This is a genomic window from Methylomonas sp. 2F7 (assembly GCF_057126975.1).
On the sequence record NZ_CP195203.1, the window covers coordinates 16,576 to 33,144 of the forward strand.

Sequence of the window (16,569 nt, forward strand, 5' to 3'; positions counted from 1 at the left end):
TCAGTTTTTTTATAACAAAGTGGGTGCTTGAACTGATCGGTATCGTGATTTTGTCGGTACTGATTTGGTTTATCGGGCCTTTAATCGCAATTGCCAGCAGTGTGCCCTTGGAAACCGATTTAAGCCGGATTATAACCATAAGCTTCATATTCGGATGTTGGTTGCTTTACCGGTTGGTCGCGTGGCTGTTATCGCGTAAGCGGGAGCAGCGTTTAATGGCCGATTTGGCTGGCGGAGCCGATGCAAACGATGCGCAAACGGCCTCCGCAGCCGAGCTGGATGTGTTGAGTCGGGGGTTCGATGAGGCTTTGGCATTACTGAAAACCACCAGCTCCAAACAGCGCGGCCGGAAGCAGTATCTTTACGAATTACCTTGGTACGCCATTATCGGTGCACCGGGCTCCGGCAAAACCACAGCGCTAATCAATTCCGGATTGCATTTCCCCTTGGCCGAACGCTTGGGCAAGCATTCGGTAAAAGGCGTCAGCGGCACGCGGGATTGCGATTGGTGGTTCGCCGACGAAGCGGTGTTATTGGATACCGCCGGTCGGTATACCACCCAAGATAGCCATCAAGAAGTGGATGCTACGGCCTGGCACGGTTTCTTGCAGCTGTTAAAAAAATACCGACCACGCCGCCCTCTGAACGGGGTATTTGTGGCGGTGAGCGTCAGCGATTTAATCCAGCAGACTGAGGAAGAATCACGCCAACATGCCGCAGCAATTCGGCGGCGGATTACGGAACTTAATGCGCAACTGGGTGTGCAATTGCCAGTCTATGTATTGTTTACGAAAGTCGACCTCGTGGCGGGGTTTAGCGATTTTTTCGCCAATTTAACGGAAGACGAGCGCAGCCAGGTGTGGGGTGAGACGTTTATTCGTGCAGATAACGATAAAGAAGATCTGGCCGCTCACTTACTGCAATTTGAAAAGGCCTATGACGAATTGACCGAAAGGTTGGTACAACGCCGATTGAAGCGTATCCAGGAAGAGCGCGATGTGCAGCGGCGTACGGCTATTTTCGACTTTCCGCAACAAATGATGCTGTTTAAGTCGGTGGCAATCGGGTTTCTGGATGCCGCGTTTTCCACCAATCGCTACGAAGAGCCTTTCTTGTTACGCGGCGTGTATTTCAGCAGCGGCACCCAGGAAGGGACACCGATTGACCGGGTGATGGCGGCGTTGGCCTCAAGCTTTAGATTGGAAAGGCAAGCAACACCGTTAATGAGCGGGCGCGGTAAAAGCTATTTTCTGACTAAGCTTCTGAAGCAAGTAGTGTTTCCCGAAGCCGAATTGGTTGGCGTGGATCCAAAGGTCGAGCGGCGTTTTCGTTTGATGAACCTAGCCGGCTTTGCTGCCACCTTTGTGATTGTGGCGATAGCTGTAGTGATGTGGATGGTCAGTTTTGCCACCAATAAGTCGGCGATTGCCGATGTCGAAAAACAGATAGAAATTTACCGAGCCAGTAATCTTTCTCCAACAGATTCACGTTCCGGCTTCTTGGCGTTGCTGCCGAAGCTAAATGCCCTGCAAGCCGCCAAGGATGTTTATGCTCAAACCGGCTGGAGCAGCGGATTTGGCTTATATCAGGGCGATAAAATCGATTCTGCTATCGATATTGCCTATCAACGCTTACTTCGCGAAAATTTTCAGGCCTTGATTACGCTGCGCTTGAAAGAACGTATGCAAAGCGATGAAGGCAAGAATCTGGATGTACTCTATCAACTGTTGCGCGTCTATTTGATGTTCGGCGAGCCGCAACGGATGGACGCCAAGGTTGCGCAGCCTTGGGTGAAATTGGATTGGGAGCAAATGTTTGCCACCGACCCGGAGACTCAAGCCAAATTGCAGTTACATCTGGATAATTTGTTGGCTTTGAATTTGGATCCGGCCGCACTAGACAGCAGCTTTGTTGACGCGGTGCGCAATAAATTGACGCAAATTCCCTTGGTCAATCAACTGTATAGCCGCTTTAAAAGCGAGGCGCTATTTGATCGCAGTCACGACATTTCGGTCGCCGGGCAGTTGGCACCGAACGGCGGCCGAGTGTTTACTGCGAACGGCAAGGAATTGGATACCTTGGTTGTGCCCGGTCTGTTTAGCAGTTACGGTTATACGGAGTTGTTTCTGAAAAAAGGCATGGTTTACGTCAAGGAAGTCAGTGAACAGAATTGGGTGCTCGGCGTAAACGGAGCAAGTACGCCTGTCGAAATGGATCGTTTATATAGCGATTTCAAACGCCTGTATTTGGGGGATTATCAAAAGACCTGGGATGGCGTGCTGACGGCGGTTAAATTCCGTCCGCAACTCAACAATAATCAGCTGGTAGATACGCTGGATCTGCTGTCGCGTCCAGATTCGCCATTGAAGTTGTTATTGGAACTGGTCGAAAAAAATACCGCGTTAAGCAAGCTCTCGTCCGAATTGGCCGATGCGTTGGCAAAATCCACAGGCGGCGCCTTGGCGGTTCCGGAAGCCGCTACCCAAAAACTGTTGGCAATGGCTAAGCAAAGTGACGGCGGTGTTGACCCGGTCAAGGCCTTGGAGACTTACTTCGAACCTTACAATATGCAAGTGCGGGGTGCAGCCGATAGGCCGGCTCCGATCAATGCGACGATGGCGAGTATCAAAAATCTGCACGATTATCTGATGCAGATTGGTTCGGCACCCAATAGCGGTGGCCAAGCCTTGTCTACTGAGGCGGCGCGGTTTGCCGGCGGTGGTGTCGATCCTTTGCAATCCGCAAAAATGGAATTTGCCCGTTTACCTGGTCCGGTTGCAGCCTCACTGAACGCGTTGACCAGCACGGGCGGACAACAAATCAAAACCGGCGCGAAAGGGCAACTCAATGAAATGTTGAAAACCGCGGTGACGATGCCCTGCAAAAGCGCTTTGGCCGGCCGTTATCCGTTTGCAAAAAATACTCAGCAGGACGTGTTGATGGCTGATTTCGGCAAAGTGTTTGCCGCTAACGGGATTGTCGATCAATTTTTTAACACGAATCTCAAGGCATTTGTCGATACTACAGCGGTGCAATGGCAGGAACTCAGCTCTGATAAGGCTTTAGGTTTATCGGCAGCCAGTATTCGCCAGTTTCAGATCGCCGCGAAAATTCGTGACGCATTTTTTCCCGGTGGTGGCGCGGTGCCGCAAGTGCAATTCGAGTTAAAACCCTTGGCATTGGACGACAAAGTCAGTACCTTCAGATTAAATGTCGAAGGCCAGGAGTTGGTTTATCGCCACGGTCCTGAGCAACTTACCAAGTTTCAGTGGCCCGGCACCAATAACAGTGCCGGTGTCAGAGTGGTGTTTGAAGGTTTGGATGGCAAACAGCTTAGCAAGTCCAAGGAAGGGGCTTGGGCACTATTTAGAATGTTCGACGAGTTCAATATCCAGCCTACCGGCTTGCCGGACCGCTTTAATTTGACCGTACAACTGGAGGGCTATACCGCTAAGTTCGAATTGCGCGCAGCCAGCGTCAATAATCCATTTGGCATCAGTGAATATCAAAGTTTCCGTTGCCCGGAGTCGCTATGAATTCTATGGATGGGCTGAGCGTCGGCTTTTTTGGGAAAGTACCGGGATTGGGGGATTTTGTCAGTCGGCGCTTGCCCAGGCACTTTATCGAGCCATGGGATAATTGGTTACAAGCCTCTATGCGTTCCAGCCAGGAAACATTAGGAGAGAGCTGGTTATCCTTGTTTTTGGTTAGCCCGCTTTGGCGTTTCGCTCTGAGACCGGGTGTGTGCGGTGCGAGTGCCTGGGCCGGTGTCATGATGCCCAGCGTCGATAGGGTGGGCCGCTATTATCCGTTGACTTTGGCGCAAGCTGTAAGTGCGGAATCGTTGCTGTCATTGTTTTCGCCGGAATCGGATTGGTTTGCACAATTGGAAGACGCCGCGCTATCGGTGTTGAACGAGTCCTGCGATCTGGATCGGTTTGATAAGGGGCTGATGGAAATCGGTTCGGCTGACAGCCTGACGCCGCAGCGTTTTCAAGCTGATTCTAACGGCGGCTTGGCTGCATCCAACGGCAAGCCCGCGTTTCGTTTCGATTTGGAGGGCCTGGATCAGACGGATGCAGTGTTTCCACGCTTGAGTCAGAGTTTGCTGGAACGCTTTATGCCCGGTTACAGCATTTGGGCGAGTGAAGGCGGCCAGACGAATCGTCCGAGTTTGCTGGTTTGCGAAGGTTTGCCGCCTATCGATGCTTATGCGAGTTTTTTGCAGGGTATGCCGCAGGCTGGCAGATCTTGGCATGTGCAGAGTTATCGGCAAGACCAAAGTGTCAAAAAAATCGAGAGCGAGCCAAGTGCATCTGCGGTAGGCGCTGCGGCGAGTCAGGTCTTAACGCCGCCTAACTCGACAATGTGGGCGTCCTACGGGGTTACAGTGGTCGGCAATAAGCGCAAGCATAATGAAGATGCCTTGCTCGATTGCCCGTCACTGGGCTTATGGGTGGTTGCTGATGGCATGGGTGGGCATCAATCCGGCGATGTTGCCAGCCGCTTGGTGGTGGATTCTCTATCGACGTTGGAATTTACCGAAAACCTGGATAATCAGGTCGAAGAGGTTTCCCGCAAATTACATAAGATCAACGAAGATTTATGCCGCTTTGCCTCGGGCATTCAGCAAGGCAGTATTGTCGGAACCACGGTAGTGGCCTTACTGGCTAAGGGGGACAAGTGCGCGGCGATTTGGGCTGGTGACAGTCGCTTGTACCAATTGCGCCAAGGCGAGTTTACGCAGATTACCCGCGACCATACCTTAATTGACGAATTGATGGATTCCGGTGTGATGACCCGGGAAGTCGCGGCCCAACAAGTTGGCGCGAATGTGATTACCCGCGCGGTGGGCGGGCAATTGACGCTGGCATTGGATGTGCTGCGCTTTCAGGCGGCCGGCGGTGATCGTTATCTGCTATGCAGCGATGGCTTGGATAAAGAGTTATCGGAAGCCGAGATTGCGGAATTGATGGGCTTAGGAAGTTGTCAGTCGGCCGCCGAAGCCCTGATTAACCAGGCGTTAAGCAGAAGCGGCCGAGATAACATTACCGTATTAGTCGCCGAATTTAGTGGTTAAGCCGAAATCAGGATGTTGTCCTAAAGTCCGGAATCTTAGGTTTCAAGCATCTTTGGGAAAATACGATTCAACAATTGTATAAACGCGTGAATTCCCGAACGGGCGGCGGTGTTCGGTGGTGTCTTTGGGTAATGTCTGTCAATGAGTGCTTAGTGCAGATAGACCAAATGACGTGAAGAAGCCGATGTGATCATTTGGCGACGCTAAGACCGCGAGGTTTTAGCGCCACGAAACACTAGACGGATTTTCTCAATGGAAAACGGTATTTCCCATCTCGGTAGCCCATCCGCAAGTACCGAATATCGTATCCGTTACGAAATATCGTGCCGACTTGTCTTTGCAATGGTGTGTCCATGTTGCGATTTAATACGCTGATTCAGTTGTAAGTTATTTTATTTCAATGTCTTATAGTTTGCTTGGCGATGGGTTCATAAGTTGGCATGTTAAATGATAAAGATGAGTTACCTATTGATGAGCAAATGCAAATTGATAGGTATAAGATTCTGCGACATTTAGGGTTGTTTTAGTTTAAAGCGTGACATGAAAAACCGACTAGACTAATGCGAATTAGTTTTGGGCTTAATAAAGGCGTAACAAGTCCGGGGCAGTATAGAATTGGGTCGATTGTAAGAAACGGGGCGCCAGGCACAAGGTTTCGTTGCAGCTTTTCAATCGGTTGATGTTAACAATTGCATGACCATAGAGGCGTAAAAATGGCGGATTTGTCCGGATTACTAGAACCTGTTTCGGCCGAGCAGCCTTGTGGCGATAACCTTGAGTATGACAATGCCAGAGTGGCGTTGGACACCAATATTTTAGGGACCCCGGAAAATCAGTTTTCTGGAGAGAAAGCGCTACCGCCTAACTGGCGCGAGGTCTATAAAGAGGCCTTGGCGTTGTTGCAACGTTCCAAAGATTTGCAAGTCATTTTGTACTTGATCCGGACACTGATCAACGTTGAAGGTTGGAGAGGTTTTCGCGATGGACTGGGCTTTCTGGAAGAATCTTTGACTCGTTATTGGGATTCCATACACCCTCAGCTTGATCCCGACGACGGTATGGATCCGACGTCGCGAATCAATATTTTGGAAGAGCTTGCCAGCTTCGACCTGATAATCAGGCCCCTAAGTTTGGCGGTGCTGGTTGAGTCGAAAGCAATCGGCAGGTTTTGTTTGCGTGACATTCAGTATGCAACCGACCGGCTGGAAGTGCCCAAGGGCCTTGCAAAGCCAGACAATGGCGCTATCAACGCGGCTTTTCTGGATATGGATGACGCGGCGTTAACCGATAATTATCAGGCGGTACTTGATAGCATCAAAATTGTCGAGCGGATCGACGCTTTCGTTAACGAAAAAGTCGGAGCCAGCCAAGGCGCGGTATTGACGCCGTTGAAAGCTTTACTGAAGGAAGTCCGGGATGATTTCGATCATTACGCCGGGTCGCGGTTGTCTAGCGATGTCGAGAGTGAGGCAATCGACGATGGCAGCACCGCCGAGGCAGGTAATGATGTAAAGCCAGTCAAATCCAAAGCAGTGGGCGGTGCTATTGAGTCGCGTCAAGATGTGGTGAGAACTTTGGATGCGCTTTGTAAATATTATGCGGATTACGAGCCGTCTAGTCCCGTGCCCATTTTGTTGCGCCGGGCCAAGCATCTGGCAAACGCGGATTTCCTGGAAATCGTCCAAAACTTAATGCCGGATGCGCTTTCCCAAATAACTGCGATAAAGGGTCCCGACCCGAGTTAGAAACTGATTTTTGGTAGTCCTTCTTAATGTCAAGCGGAGAATACAATGGCTGAAAGTAGTCAGAAGTTTATACAACGAAACCGGGCTCCCCGGGTGCAGATTGAATACGATGTCGAACTCTATGGTTCCGAGAAAAAGGTGCAGTTGCCGTTCGTGATGGGCGTCATGTCGGATTTGTCCGGCAAGCCGGCTGAACCGTTGGCACCGGTGGCTGATCGTAAATTGTTGGAAATCGATGTCGATAATTTCAATGATCGATTGAAATCGATGAAACCGCGGGTCGCGTTTCAAGTTGCCAATACCTTGACCGGTGAAGGCAATTTGAACGTCGACATTACGTTCGAAAGTATGGATGACTTTTCTCCGGCAGCCGTTGCCAAAAAAGTGGCAGGTTTGGACAAAGTGTTGGAAGCCAGAACCCAGTTGTCCAATTTGATTACCTATATGGACGGCAAAACCGGCGCAGAGGAATTAATCGCGAAGTTAGTTAACGACCCCGCGTTGTTACAAACCTTGGCTGCTTCGGCGAAACCGGCGGAAGCAGGCGGTGATGCGGCTGAAGGAAAAGGGGAGTAAGCCATGGCTGAATTAGAAACCCAAGGCGGACAAGGCGCTACCCAAACCCTGGAATTGGACGATTTTTCCGCATTATTATCCAAGGAGTTCAAACCAGGCACCGAGGCAGCCAATCAGGTCAATACCGCAGTAACAACGCTGGCGCAATACGCGTTGCAGGATGTTTCCAAAGTATCCGACGATGCCATTAAAACGATCCAGTCGATTATCGCCAGCCTGGATCAGAAAATCACCGAACAATTGAATCTCGTCATACACCATCCCGATTTTCAAAAACTGGAAGGCGCTTGGCGCGGCTTGCATTACTTGGTCAACAACACCGAAACCGACGAAATGTTGAAAATTCGGGTGTTGAATATCACCAAAAACGAGCTGGGTAAAACGCTGAAAAAATTCAAAGGTACTGCCTGGGACCAAAGCCCCCTGTTCAAAAAATTGTACGAAGAAGAATACGGCACGTTTGGCGGCGAACCCTTCGGTTGCTTGGTGGGCGACTACCATTTCGATCACAGTCCGCAAGATGTGGAATTGTTGGGCGAGATGGCAAAAATCAGCGCCTCCGCGCATACCCCGTTCATTTCCGGCGTGGCGCCATCGGTGCTGCAAATGGAAAGTTGGTCTGAATTGGCCAATCCACGCGATTTGACCAAAATTTTTCAAACGCCGGAATACGCGGCGTGGCGCTCGTTGCGGGAGTCCGAAGATTCGCGTTACCTCGGTTTGGCTATGCCGCGCTTCCTGAGCCGTTTACCCTATGGCTCGAAAACCGATCCGGTCGAAGAGTTTGATTTCGAGGAAGATACCTCTGGGGCCGATAGCAGTAAATATACTTGGTCTAATGCTGCTTACGCGATGGCAGTCAACATCAATCGCTCGTTCAAATATTACGGTTGGTGTTCGCAGATTCGCGGTATTGAATCGGGTGGCGCAGTGGAAGGATTACCGGTGCATTCGTTTCCGACCGATGAAGGCGGCGTCGACATGAAGTGCCCGACCGAAATCGCTATTACCGACCGCCGTGAAGCGGAATTGGCCAAAAGCGGTTTCATGCCCTTGTTGCACAAAAAAAATACCGATTTCGCCGCATTCATCGGTGCGCAATCGCTGCAAAAACCGGCTGAATACACTGATCCGGATGCTACCGCCAACGCCAATCTGGCGGCGCGTCTGCCTTACTTGTTTGCTACCTGCCGGTTTGCGCACTACCTGAAATGCATCGTTCGAGACAAAATCGGCTCGTTCAAGGAGCGCCAAGACATGCAGGCGTGGTTGAACACCTGGATCAGCCAATACGTGTTGACCAATCCGGCAGTGGCCACCGAAAAAGATAAAGCGCGTCGACCATTGGCTGGTGCGGAAGTGGTGGTCGAGGAAGTCGAGGGTAATCCTGGATATTATCAATCTAAGTTTTTCCTGAGGCCGCACTATCAGTTGGAAGGGTTGACGGTTTCCTTGCGACTGACATCTAAATTACCGTCGCAAAAAGGTTAGGTCCTATTCGTTGAATAAGGCTAGGAAGTACGCTAGTTGCCGGGGTAGTAATACGAAATTCCCGGCAGTGGCGGTAAGTCGTTTTATATCCCGGCTTGCCGGAGCTGTAAATCTGTGGGTGGATACCCGTTTATATTTTTATCACTAACTTCGAAAGGAGAGCATTATGATCTTATTAAAATTCGCGACAGAAATTAAAGGCGATAGCACCGTAGCCAGCCATACGGACTGGATTACCGTAGACAGTTTGCAAATGGGCGTAGGTCGTTCTATTTCCACCAGCGGCGTCGGCAAAGACCGCGATACCAGCAATCCTTCGTTTTCCGAAGTCACCCTGACTAAAAGCATGGACATCGCGTCCGTGGACCTGTGGATGCAGTCTATCTGCGGCAAAAGCTTAGGCACAGCAACATTCCATTTCATTCAAACCGGCGGCGCAGATGCCAAGGGTCAAGTGTATCTGGAAATCGAACTGGCCGACGCTATCATCAGCGGCTACAGCCAATCCAGCGGCGGTGACCGCCCTCACGAGAGCATATCCATCAACTTCAACGAAATAAAAATGAAGTACAACACTTTCGGCGAAGGCGAAGCACCAGCCGCCGGCGCATTCAAAGGCTGGAACTTGATGAAAAACGAAACCGTGTAATCCCCGACCCCGGTGGAACCAACACCACTGGGGTTATTTTTACACTCATCGGAGAATCGTATGCAGGACGTTTCACGTCTTATCGCCGAAGGCGAGCTGGACGCGGCATTGCAGCAGACCCAGCAGCACATCAGACAAAATCCGGCCGATCCTAAATCTCGGATCCTGCTGTTTCAGCTGTATTGCGTGCAGGGCTTATGGGACAAGGCGCTAAATCAGCTTAATGTGCTGCGCGACTTGGACGCCTCCACCTTATTGATGGTTAGTACCTACGAACAAGTTTTACTCTGCGAAGCGTTGCGCAAGGACGTGTTTGCCGCACGCAAAACGCCGCTGATTTTTGGCGAGCCGCCAGCGTGGTTGGCTTTACTGCTAGAAGCCCTAATACGGGAAAACAGCGGTGATTTTCAGCAGGCCGCAGCGTTACGAACAGAGGCTTTGCAGCAGGCACCGGCTACTGCCGGAGCGCTGGACGGTACGCCGTTTGAGTGGTTAGCGGACGCTGATAGCCGTTTGGGGCCGGTGTTGGAGGCCATCGTCAATGGCCGCTATTACTGGGTGCCGTTTATGCAGATTAGCAAGATACAGCTGGAAAAACCCACCGATTTACGCGATTTGGTATGGATACCGGCGCAATTTACCTGGATCAATGGCGGCGAAGCCAGCGGCTTGATACCTTGCCGATATCCGGGCTCGGAAGCCGACTCGGACGCTCGCATCCGCCTGTCGCGTCTAACCGAATGGAACGAAGTCGCCGACGCTGTAATGCATGGTAAGGGACAACGCTTATTGGCCACCGACGTCGACGATTACGCGTTGCTGGATGTCCGTACTATAGAATTCAATGCGCCGGCAGGGCTTGAATAATGGCCGATTTACTGCATGCGGAACGTCTTCAACCATCCTTGCTGGATCGGTTGACCGATGAAGCTCCCGACAAACGCGCGGAAACCCGCGAGCAACGCGTGATGTCCTTACGCCAGTTGCGGCAAAGCGTATTACGTGATTTAAGCTGGCTGCTTAATACCGCGGCGTTCGAGAGCATGGTCAATTTGGCCGACTATCCGTTTGTAGCGCGTTCGGTACTGAATTACGGAACGCCGGTCCTTTCCGGCGTATCGCTGACCGGGATCGACGTTAAAAAGATCGAACGCAAAGTCAGGCAGGCGATTAACGATTTCGAGCCGAGAATCTTGGCGGATTCGCTGTCGGTGGAATTGGCAAAAGCCGATGATCAAATGAATCACAAGGCGCTGTCGTTTCGTATCGAAGGCGATTTGTGGGCGCAGCCGTTGCCAATACATTTATACATTCGCAGCGATCTGGATCTGGAAACCGGCGAAATCAGCGTGAAGGAACTGGACGGTTAACGATGGATCCCCGGCTGCTTAAATACTATAACCGCGAATTGCAATACGTCCGTGAAGTAGGCGCGGAGTTTGCCGCAGAGTTTCCGAAAATAGCCAATCGCTTGGGGTTGGATACGTTCGAATGTTCCGACCCCTACGTAGAGCGCTTATTCGAAGGCTTTGCCTTTATGGCTGCTCGGGTGCAATTGAAGGTCGATTCCGAATTCCCCAACTTTACCCAGCAATTATTGCAGATTATCTATCCACACTATTTGTCGGCTACGCCTTCGATGACCGTGGTGGAGTTAAAACCGGATTTTGCCGAAGCGGCTCTGGCAGAGGGGGTCACGATAACCAAGGATACGGTGTTGCGCAGCCAGATCGCCAGAGGCGAACAAACCGCCTGCGAGTACCGTACGTCGCAAGACGTGCAACTGTTGCCGTTGCAAATAGGCCAAATTGAATATCTGCCGAGTTTGGCCGCCGTTTCCAGTCGCGGCTTGACGGCCAAACATTTTCGCAGACCGGTCAAGGCGGCATTACGTATCGTCCTGAACAGTGTCGGCGGTTTAAAGTTCAACGAAATTGCCCTGGACCGGCTGCCGCTCTTTCTGCGCGGTGTCGGTAATATCCCGTATCGCTTGTACGAACAACTGCTGGCGAATGCCAGCGGCATCGTCGGCAGTTTCCATAACGGTGCCTCGACGGAAATTCGTGCGCTATCTGCTGGCGCAATACGCGGGCTGGGTTTCGAACCGGACGAGGCTTTACTCAGACAGACGCCGCGCTCGTTCGACGGTTATCGAATATTGCAGGAATATTTCGCTTTCCCGGATCGTTATCTATTTGTCGAACTTAGCGGACTCGGCGATCTGGCGGCCGCCTGCGATAGCGAACAAATTGAGTTGTTCGTGCTGTTTGACCGCAGCGAGCCGCAACTGATTAACGTATTGGATCAGAACAATTTGGCTTTGTTCTGCGTGCCGGCTATCAACTTGTTCCCTAAACGTGCCGACCGGATCCATATCGACCAGCGTCAGTCTGAATATCACGTTGTGGTGGATCGCAGCCGGCCGATGGATTACGAAGTGCATAGTGTCAATGAAGCCACTGGTTTTGGTGCTGATCAGGGTAATGAGCAGGTCTTTTTGCCCTTTTACGGCTCTAAAGCGTCCTACCAACACGCAGGTGAAACCGCATTTTTCAGTCTACGGCGCGTGAATCGGGTGCTGTCATCCAATCAGCGCCGCAAGGGCGTACGTTCCAGTTATATCGGCAGCGAAGTTTTTGTGTCGTTGGTCGATGCGGCTCAGACACCTTATTCCAGTAAATTGGCGCAATTGGGTTTGGAAACATTATGCACTAACCGTGATTTGCCGCTGGTGATGCCTGTCGGTCAAGGTGATACCGACTTTACTTTGCAGGTTAGTGCGCCGGTGAAGTCGATACGTTGCATCGCCGGCCCGACCCGGCCGTTGCCCGCTGCTTATGAGGCGGATACCGTGTGGCGGCTAATCAATCATTTGTCACTGAACTATCTGTCGCTGCTGGATACCGATGCCAAGACCGGCGCGGCGGCATTGCGGGAATTATTGGGCCTGTATGCCGATCAACGTGAACCGGCCATCAAGAAGCAGATCGAGGGCGTGATTTCCGTAGCCTCCAAAAATGTAGTCAGACGCATCGATGCCAAGGGGCCGATGGTGTTCGGGCGCGGTTTGGAAATTACTGTCACGCTGGACGAGTCGGCGTTTGAAGGTGGCGGCTATTTTCTGTTGGCAACGGTATTGGAGCGCTTTTTCGCTCGGTATGTATCGATCAATTCTTTCGTCGAGACGGTGGTTCGTACCACCGACCGCGGTGAAGTGGCGCGCTGGCCTGCGAGGATGGGATGTCGGCACACGATTTAATCGGTGAATTGACGAAGGATGCGTCGCGCTTCGATTTTTTTGAGGCGGTGCGCTTGATCGAATGCATGAACAGGGACAAACCGCGTTTCGGTACCAGCGTCAAAGCGGTTGATGACGCAGTGCGTTTTTCCCAGGAGCCGGAGCTGGAATTTCCTGCTACCGCAGTCGATTACTATTCTCCAGCCGGCATCGGTTCGGCTAAACCGAGATTGGCAGTCAATTTTATGGGGTTGTTCGGTCCCAATGGTCCGTTGCCGCTGCATTTGACCGAATACGCCCGGGAGCGACAGCGCCACCATCACGATCCGACTTTCTCTCGTTTCGCCGATGTATTCCATCATCGGATGATTAGTTTGTTTTACCGGGCTTGGGCCAACGCCCGGCCTGAAGTGCATTACGACCGGCCGGACTCCGATCGCTTCGGGTTTTACGTTGGGGCCATGCTGGGTCTTTCCGGTGCGCCGTTTCAGAATCGGGACGCATTGACAGACCGGGGGAAATTGTTTTATGCCGGGCATTTTGCCGCACAGACCAAACATCCTGAAGGTTTACAGGCCATTGTCTCGGATATTTTTAAAGTGCCGGTCCGCGTTGCTGAATTCGTTGGCGAGTGGATGGACATTCAGCCCCGTGAGCAAACGCGTTTGGGCTGGAGCACAGACACCTGTTCTCTGGGGAGCTCTGTCGTAATCGGCGCCAGCGTCTGGGGTTGCCAACATAAATTTCGTGTCGTGATAGGGCCGTTGCGCCGTAGCCTGTATTTGGCGTTGCTGCCGGGAGGGGCGCTGTTGCCCAAATTGGTGGCTATTGTCCGTAATTATGCCGGTGACGAAATGGTCTGGGACGCACAATTGATTCTGGAAAAAACCGAAGTACCGGAAGAGCTGGCCTTAGGAAAACCTGAAACGACTGGTGCGAATAGCATGAACGGTGATGCTCAATTGGGTTGGAGTACTTGGTTGGGGCCGCGTCGCGATGAAAGCGATGCCGATGATTTAACGCTTAATCCGTTTATACAGGCTGATGCTGCCTGCTGAACCACACTTAAACTTTAGCGAGGAATAAACACCATGGCGGAAATTAGCCGAGTCAAGTTGTTTGGGAAATTGAACAAGGTTTGTTACAAAGCCGTCGAGGGCGCGACGGTGTTTTGCAAACTGAGAGGCAACCCCTATGTCGAGCTGGTGCATTGGTTGAGCCAACTGTTGCAACTGCAAGACTCCGATTTGCACCGCTTGGTCAAACATTACGGTTTGGATGCCTCGGTGATTGCCAAGGACGTGACGACCGCCCTGGACCGCCTGCCGCGCGGTTCCACGGCTATTTCCGATTTCTCACCGCATATCGAGGATAGCGTCGAACGTGGCTGGGTATTCGGCACGCTGATGTTCGGCGAAGCCCAAGTACGTAGCGGCCATTTGTTGGTCGGTATGTTGAAAACCAAATCCTTGCGCAACGAGTTGCTAGGCATTTCCAAAGAGTTTGAGAAACTCAAACCGGATACCGTTTCCGACGAGCTGCCGAAGATTGTGTCGGGTTCACCGGAAGACGGTTTGGTTGCCAATGATGGTTCGTTGGTCGGTGCTACCCCCGGTGAAGCCAGCGGCGCGATTGCGCCGGCGGCGATGGGTAAGCAGGAAGCGCTGAAACAATTTACGGTCGACCTGACCGAGCAGGCGCGTAACGGCAAAATCGATCCTATCGTCGGTCGCGAGGAAGAGATTCGACAGGTCATCGATATTCTGATGCGCCGTCGGCAGAATAATCCGATTCTGACCGGTGAGGCCGGCGTCGGCAAAACTGCGGTCGTCGAGGGTTTTGCTTTGAAAATCGTCGCCGGCGACGTACCGCCGTCACTACGCGATGTGAGCTTGCGCACCTTGGATGTCGGCTTATTGCAGGCCGGCGCCAGTATGAAAGGCGAATTCGAAAACCGCCTGCGGCAAGTGATTGAAGAAGTGCAAGCCTCGCCCAAACCCATCATTTTGTTTATCGATGAAGCCCATACCTTGGTCGGCGCCGGCGGCGCGGCCGGTACCGGCGACGCAGCCAATCTATTAAAACCGGCTTTGGCGCGTGGGCAATTGCGCACCGTCGCGGCCACGACCTGGGCAGAATACAAAAAACATATCGAAAAAGACCCGGCCTTGACCCGTCGTTTTCAAGTCGTGCAAGTGTTGGAGCCTAGTGAAGCCAAAGCGATAGGCATGATGCGCGGCGTGGTGTCAGTGCAGGAAAAACATCACCAGGTGTTGATTCTGGATGAAGCGCTGGAAGCTGCCGTCAAACTATCCCACCGCTATATACCTGCCCGGCAATTACCGGATAAGGCCGTCAGTTTGTTGGACACCGCCTGTGCCCGGGTTGGCATTAGCCAACACGCGGTGCCCGCCGAAGTGGACGACTGCCGTAAACGCATAGAAGCCTTGGAAACCGAGTTAGCGATCATCGGCCGGGAAAAAGCAGTAGGTGTCGAAGTGACTGTGCGGGAGCAGGTGGCGAATGAAAAACTGGCAGCTGAACAACAGCGCCTAAGCGGTTTGGAAGAGCGTTGGAATGCTGAGAAAGAGTTGGTCGGAAAAATTTTGGAATTGCGCGGCAAACTCAGATCGGCTGGGCATGCCGTTGATGCAGCCGAACCGTCCGGAGATGCCGATGCCGCGGCCAATGACCGCGATGCCTGGCTATCTGAATTGAAAGCCTTGCAGGCCCAATTACATGCGCAACAAGGCGAGTCGCCGCTAATTTTGCCAACCGTCGATCAACAGGCGGTAGGTGCGGTCGTGCAAGATTGGACCGGCATTCCGGTTGGGCGCATGGTCAAAAATGAAATAGAAACCGTGTTGAAACTGCCGGATTTGCTGGAGCAACGCATCATTGGCCAACGCCATGCGCTGGAGATGATTGCCAAGCGCATCCAGACTTCCCGAGCCGGCCTGGATAACCCGAACAAGCCAATTGGAGTATTCATGCTGGCCGGTACTTCCGGTGTGGGTAAGACTGAAACCGCGCTGGCGCTGGCCGAAACCTTATATGGCGGCGAGCAAAATGTCATCACCATCAACATGAGCGAATACCAGGAAGCGCATACCGTTTCCACCTTGAAAGGTGCGCCTCCGGGCTATGTCGGTTACGGCGAAGGCGGGGTGTTGACCGAAGCGGTGCGCCGCAGGCCTTATAGCGTCGTGTTGCTGGACGAAGTGGAAAAAGCCCATCCCGATGTGCACGAGATTTTCTTCCAGGTGTTCGACAAAGGCTGGATGGAAGATGGCGAAGGCCGGGTCATCGATTTTAAAAATACCTTGATCTTGCTGACCACCAACGCCGGCACTGACCTAATCGCCAACTTGTGCAAAGACCCGGATTTAATGCCGGAGCCGGAAGGCATTGCCAAGGCTCTTCGGGAGCCCTTGTTAAAAGTGTTCCCGCCTGCGTTGCTGGGCCGTTTGGTAGTGATTCCGTACTACCCGCTCAACGACGAAATGATAGGCGCAATCGCCCGTTTGCAATTGGGCCGGATCAAAAAGCGCGTCGAAGAATCGCACAAAGTACCGTTCACTTACGACGACGAGGTCATCAAACTTATCGCCAGCCGTTGTACCGAGTTGGAAAGCGGTGGCCGGATGATAGACGCGATCCTGACCAATACTGTGTTGCCGAAGATTAGCGAGGAGTTTTTGACAAGGATGATGGAGGGCCGCGAGATTGGACGGGTACATGTACAGGTTATTGGTGGGGAGTTTGGCTATGACTTTGAATCTTTGTAATG

The 16,569-nt window shown here is 52.1% G+C and carries 11 protein-coding genes; all 11 read left to right on the forward strand.

The genetic code is table 11. The features are described from left to right. The first annotated feature begins 23 nt into the window (after window positions 1-23). The 11 genes from tssM (at window position 24) to tssH (ending at window position 16,567) form a co-directional block, all read left to right on the forward strand. Window positions 24-3,536, forward strand: a complete 3,513-nt coding sequence (tssM, locus tag ACR64Q_RS00085; RefSeq protein ID WP_231499628.1) for a type VI secretion system membrane subunit TssM — start codon at window positions 24-26, stop codon at window positions 3,534-3,536. Beyond that, entirely contained in the window at window positions 3,533-5,080 is a 1,548-nt protein-coding gene (gene tagF, locus ACR64Q_RS00090; RefSeq protein ID WP_313733201.1) for a type VI secretion system-associated protein TagF, read from the forward strand. Before tssM ends, tagF begins: the two co-directional genes overlap by 4 nt. Before the next feature lie 713 nt (window positions 5,081-5,793). Beyond that, on the forward strand, window positions 5,794-6,825 hold the full coding sequence (gene tssA, locus ACR64Q_RS00095; RefSeq protein WP_020483722.1) for a type VI secretion system protein TssA: 1,032 nt from the start codon (window positions 5,794-5,796) through the stop codon (window positions 6,823-6,825). A 45-nt stretch (window positions 6,826-6,870) separates the two neighbouring features. After that, on the forward strand, window positions 6,871-7,401 hold the full coding sequence (gene tssB, locus ACR64Q_RS00100; RefSeq protein ID WP_026603011.1) for a type VI secretion system contractile sheath small subunit: 531 nt from the start codon (window positions 6,871-6,873) through the stop codon (window positions 7,399-7,401). A gap of 3 nt (window positions 7,402-7,404) precedes the next feature. After that, entirely contained in the window at window positions 7,405-8,892 is a 1,488-nt protein-coding gene (gene tssC / locus ACR64Q_RS00105; protein ID WP_026603012.1) for a type VI secretion system contractile sheath large subunit, read from the forward strand. 166 nt (window positions 8,893-9,058) lie between these two features. Next, the gene (locus tag ACR64Q_RS00110) at window positions 9,059-9,541 is read left to right on the forward strand and encodes an Hcp family type VI secretion system effector (RefSeq protein WP_026603013.1); all 483 of its coding nucleotides are present in this window, start codon (window positions 9,059-9,061) and stop codon (window positions 9,539-9,541) included. A 60-nt stretch (window positions 9,542-9,601) separates the two neighbouring features. Next, window positions 9,602-10,408: a type VI secretion system accessory protein TagJ gene (locus tag ACR64Q_RS00115; RefSeq protein ID WP_313733202.1), complete on the forward strand. Its 807-nt coding sequence runs from the start codon at window positions 9,602-9,604 to the stop codon at window positions 10,406-10,408. Further along, window positions 10,408-10,911: a type VI secretion system baseplate subunit TssE gene (tssE, locus tag ACR64Q_RS00120; protein WP_026603015.1), complete on the forward strand. Its 504-nt coding sequence runs from the start codon at window positions 10,408-10,410 to the stop codon at window positions 10,909-10,911. Before ACR64Q_RS00115 ends, tssE begins: the two co-directional genes overlap by 1 nt. 2 nt (window positions 10,912-10,913) lie before the next feature. Continuing rightward, the gene (tssF, locus tag ACR64Q_RS00125; protein ID WP_026603016.1) at window positions 10,914-12,800 is read left to right on the forward strand and encodes a type VI secretion system baseplate subunit TssF; all 1,887 of its coding nucleotides are present in this window, start codon (window positions 10,914-10,916) and stop codon (window positions 12,798-12,800) included. Next, window positions 12,782-13,837 (forward strand): type VI secretion system baseplate subunit TssG, encoded by a 1,056-nt coding sequence (gene tssG, locus ACR64Q_RS00130; RefSeq protein WP_020483715.1) that lies wholly within the window; start codon window positions 12,782-12,784, stop codon window positions 13,835-13,837. The genes tssF and tssG overlap by 19 nt, the downstream gene beginning before the upstream one ends. Before the next feature lie 33 nt (window positions 13,838-13,870). After that, entirely contained in the window at window positions 13,871-16,567 is a 2,697-nt protein-coding gene (gene tssH, locus ACR64Q_RS00135) for a type VI secretion system ATPase TssH (RefSeq protein ID WP_026603017.1), read from the forward strand. Window positions 16,568-16,569 lie beyond the last annotated feature (2 nt).